Origin of the sequence: Anaerosporobacter sp., assembly GCF_031551385.1 — a bacterium.
Lineage (GTDB): Bacteria > Bacillota > Clostridia > Lachnospirales > Lachnospiraceae > Anaerosporobacter.
In genome coordinates, this window is the sequence record NZ_JAVBNS010000218.1 from 1 (window position 1) to 4,813 (window position 4,813).

Consider the following 4,813-nt stretch of genomic DNA (forward strand, 5'->3'; position numbering starts at 1 on the left):
TGTTCTTTCATTTACTATACTCATGCTAATTACTCCATCTTAATTCCATAGACTATCAACGATTACCATAATAGTTATCGTAATCCGCAGTCCTAGTACACTTGATATATTCTAACACATTCTTGTCTGAAATTAAACTGATTTATTATCATCTTACTTTATTACAAATACATTAACATTTCATTAATCGCTCATATTTGCCAAATATTATGATATAATATTATCAAGTCTGTCCTACGTAATTTATCTAAAAACTAAGCTGACGATAAACTACATAAAGTCCATATACATGGCTGAAAGGAGCACATATGATTTTTAAACATATGTTTCACAAGGAAAGATTGCGCACTCTAGCAAAGAAGACATTGTCTCTATCATTAGTTTGTATCTTAACACTTTCTTCTAGTTCTTCCATACAAACTAAGGCGCAGGAAACTCCTCTTGTTATAAGTACTTCTACATCAGATGAACAAAAGTCTACATGGTCTTTTGATAACACTGCAACAGCAGCAACAAAAAAAGCGAAACAACTCTCTGCGTTCTACGGCTGTACAAGCATCCAATATGCCTTGATTCACAATGGCGAAATCGTCGTATCTGGTCAAGCAGGTCTTGCCGATCGTCAGAAAAAGAAAGCACCAACCAAAGATTCTATCTATGGTATTGGCTCAATTAGTAAGTTGTTTACTACCGTCGCTGTCTTACAGTTAGTTGAAAAAGGTGTACTTGACCTTGATACTCCTGTAGTCACCTACATACCCGACTTTACAATGCCCGATGAGCGTTACAAAGACATTACCGTTCGAATGTTAATCAATCATTCTTCTGGATTAATGGGAAACCTTGTAAATAACACATTACTCTTCTATGATCCTGATACGATTAATACAGATTCGATTCTTGAACATCTTAGTACGCAACGCTTAAAAGCTGCCCCTGGTAGTTTCAGCGTATATTCTAATGATGGTTTTACATTGGCAGAGTTATTAATAGAACGAGTTACAAAATCATCTTTTACAGATTATATATATGACAATATCAGCAAACCTCTTGGAATGTCTAACACAAAGACTCCACAAAGCGGATTTATGCGTCTGAAACTAGCAAAGTCGTACTACAATTCCAGCGAGTTACCTGCTGACTATGCTAACTTTATTGCTGCTGGTGGTTTGTATTCAACCGCTGAGGATTTATGCCATTTCCTGAATATCTTCATGACTGATAACGACGTGCTCAGCAAGAATTCTATAAATGCTATGGCTCAACCTGAATACCTAAAAGGGCTATGGGGCAATGATGGAGATAATATAATAAACTATGGGCTTGGTTGGGATAGTATTCGCCTCTATCCATTCACAAACTATGATATACAAGCATTTTCCAAGGGTGGTGATACTTATGCATATCACGGAAATGTAGTTACTATTCCAGAGTACAACTTAGGTGTTGCTGTTTTATCATCCGATGGTTCAAGCGCACTAGACAGCCTGCTATGTAATTCTATTTTGCTAAGTGCTCTTCAAGAAAATGAGATCATCAAAGAGCTTGTCAAAGAACCTACAGCAACTGCACCAGTCAAGCAAAAAATGCCCGAATCATACAAACGTTATGCTGGCCTATATGCTAGTGTATACGAAGCATTTAATATTGAATTCACCGATAATAATTCTCTTTTGATAAAATATACGAATGATATGCCAGGTGTAGAGCTATTCTATACAGGAAATGGTTTATTCAAAGATAGTACTGGCAGCAGTGAATACTCTTTCAAAACACTATCAAATAATATAACGTATCTAAACTACAAAGGCGTATCGAGTGTCCAAGGGTTCCCAGCTATCGTACAAGATATCTTATATGCCCAAAAGCAAGATGACAATCCTGTATCAGAAAGTGTAAACAATGCTTGGAAGGCAAGAGACGGAAAGAAATACTATCTACTCAATGAAAAATACTCTTCACAACTTTATCTTTCTGAATTAAGCAGTCGATTCGAACTCGACAATCTCAAAGAAGGTTATATTGCTAATTTTGCTATGGTTGATGAAGATACCTTAGAACAACGTCTCCAGATACCAATGTCTATGGGACGTGATTTAACTGATGTTAAGATGTATCGAAAAAATGGCGTTGAATATCTACAGGCGAATTCTACACTATCCATATCCGAAGATGCCATTTATAATTTATCTTCAAAGAAAACATTCAAAGTTACAATTGATGATACCGGATACGCAAAATGGTTTAAGATTCCTGCTTCCTATGCAAATGAAAAAATCAAAGTTACAATTCCAAACAATGCTGGATATGGTATCTATGATAGCTATGGTAATTTAGTCTTCCTATCTACTATATCAACTAACAAAGTAGTAACATTGCCAGAAGGAGGTACTATTGTATTCGCAGGTAATGCCAATTCTACTTTCACCGTAAATTATAAGTAATATATCATCATATAACAGAAAAATGCAAGCCCTTCAAACATAGGCTTGCATTTTTCTATTACTACATCTGTGCGTTAAACAGATTTTTAAGTTTATATACTACATCATCTGAATCTGCATTAATACTTGCCGCTTCATTAATTGCAGATATTGTTTCTAATGCATCGATGTCTGCATTATATCCAATTGTATAAACAGGGATTTTATATGCTTTCAAAACACCTGATATATTCTTAAGACTTAAACCACTATTTGTTTCTCCATCACTTAGCAAGAATATCATTAGTTTTGTATCTGGATTTTTCTCTTTTTCTTCTAATAACATATTAAGTGCAACTGCAAGAGCGTCAAACGAAGCTGTTGCTCCACCCTCTTGTAAATCTTGAACAGCACCTGTAAATAAAGATCTTTGATTCAAATCAAACTTAGCTATTGGTAGGTTTAAATATACTTTACTATCATAACTTACAAGTCCAATGCTATTCTCACTGTTAATGTATTTTGATCCATTAATTAGCGAAGTTTTCAATTGGTTCAGTGGCTCTCCACTCATACTACCTGAAACATCGGCAACGAAAACTGCTGTAATACTTTTTCCTGAATCCTTATTCTCTTTCCATAGTTTCTGAGCAGATAAGATTGTTGAACCATCGTATTCTGACAAGTCACTTTTATAATCTTCCATTCCATTAAATCCATATTTCGTAGCTAACTTTTGTGACTCTTCTGATTCACAATAAGATACAAATAGTTCTAGTGCTTCTTTTTTATCTGCACTTAACTTACCGATTTCATATAATGGATTATCATGTCTTACGCCATATGGTACGAATTCGTATTGCGAACGAAGATCCGAATCATTCTTATATAGTTGATATTCAATTACCATTCCTGTTAAGGAACCTGATTTTGCAGATTCACGCATCTGTAATGTTGTATAAGCAACAAACGGAACATTTACTTGGAATTGTTGAAATCCCTCTATTGCTGTATCACTAAGAATGTCTGCTGAATCATATGCATTCAAAGTAGATAGGAGAAAATTCATACCAGCAGAACTCGATAATGGATTTGTATATCCCATTGCAATCTTATTATCTGCTGTTGCTTGTGTAATTGTTTTCATTGTTACTTCGCCATAGTTTTCTGTAATATCTTTTACAACTGATTTTGTAAGTAAAACACCTGCTACATTACCTACCATGCGTTCTCTAACAACTGAAATATCTGCTCCCTCTGCTTCTATAATTTTACCCCATAAATCATTCGAAGGAGTAAATGCATCTGGACGATATTTTCCCGAAACGATATAGTCAGCACCCAAACCTGATGCCATGGAACGAACAGAAATTGCTACTGTCTTACCATCAATCTTATTCTTTTGCTTATTAAACTCTTTCGCCATTGTTGATAACCAGCTATCTGAGCCCTCTCCTGCCTTTTCAGGTGATGAGAAAATCTCAATTACAATATCAGCCTTGCCTTCAACTGCTAATGGATACTTCGAGATATCTGGAAGTTCCTCTTTTAAATCTGTTTCTTCTAATTCAACATTTGCTTTTCTTGCTGTTTTTTTTGTTACATCAATACTCTTTAGATATCTCGCTAACTGTTTGCTCGCCTTTTCCTCCGACATCACTGCCGTACCATCACCTGAGTTTGTAGACGATATTGTTGCAAATATTCCTGCAAATGCTATTATCGCAATGATAATAAACGCTAACATATTCTTTTTCTTCATCTTCATTCCCCTCTCTGCCACTATGTATTTTCACAAATCAAACTCAAATTATATCTATATTATAATAATTGTTTCATATTGTTTACAACATCTTTGAATACTTTTAAATCATCTGAATTCGCCTGTGTTCCATCACTTAATTTCGATAACTGCATCAACAACTTATCAAACTCTAATAGAATCGTCTCATTATCCGCTACTTTATCACGTATATAGTTAACTTGCTCCATATAAACCATATGTTTCTCCGAGTTTCCTCTTTGACTTGCTTGATTAAATTCTTGTTGATCAAAAACAGATATCGCATTAATAATACTCTTTACGTTAGAAAACAAAAGATTCTCTACTTTACCGATTACATCTTTTAACCCGTATGCATCTTCGTCTTCATCTTTGAATTTTATATATATAATATTCCTAAGCGACTCTTTTTTCTTAAGCAAACGTGCTATCTGCTTTATTGTTGTATCCATTTCTTGATTCATTATATTCCTAGTCATTAATTCCTTCAATACTTCAATCATATCCTCCGGCGTATGAAGGTCTTGTACCGAGAACCCGTAATACTGCGCCTCCTTTGAATGCAAGAGACTATAGTTTCCATAAGCAAATAAAATCACACTCATAA

General features: G+C 34.8%; 3 protein-coding genes. 1 reads left to right on the forward strand and 2 read right to left on the reverse strand.

The features are described from left to right. Positions 1-308 precede the first annotated feature (308 nt). Positions 309-2,444 (forward strand): serine hydrolase domain-containing protein, encoded by a 2,136-nt coding sequence (locus tag RMR19_RS16745; RefSeq protein WP_310604648.1) that lies wholly within the window; start codon positions 309-311, stop codon positions 2,442-2,444. A gap of 61 nt (positions 2,445-2,505) precedes the next feature. Here RMR19_RS16745 and RMR19_RS16750 read toward each other — a convergent pair whose 3' ends face one another. Further along, positions 2,506-4,185 (reverse strand): vWA domain-containing protein, encoded by a 1,680-nt coding sequence (locus RMR19_RS16750; RefSeq protein ID WP_310604649.1) that lies wholly within the window; start codon positions 4,183-4,185, stop codon positions 2,506-2,508. Positions 4,186-4,244: 59 nt separating this feature from the next. After that, on the reverse strand, positions 4,245-4,813 hold a 569-nt coding region (locus RMR19_RS16755; protein WP_310604650.1), incomplete at its 5' end, for a hypothetical protein.

Excerpts from the sequence above, each read along its gene's own strand:
- RMR19_RS16745 (WP_310604648.1), top strand. The coding sequence starts at position 309 with ATGATTTTTAAACATATGTTTCACAAGGAAAGATTGCGCACTCTAGCA.
- RMR19_RS16750 (WP_310604649.1), bottom strand. The coding sequence starts at position 4,185 with ATGAAGAAAAAGAATATGTTAGCGTTTATTATCATTGCGATAATAGCA.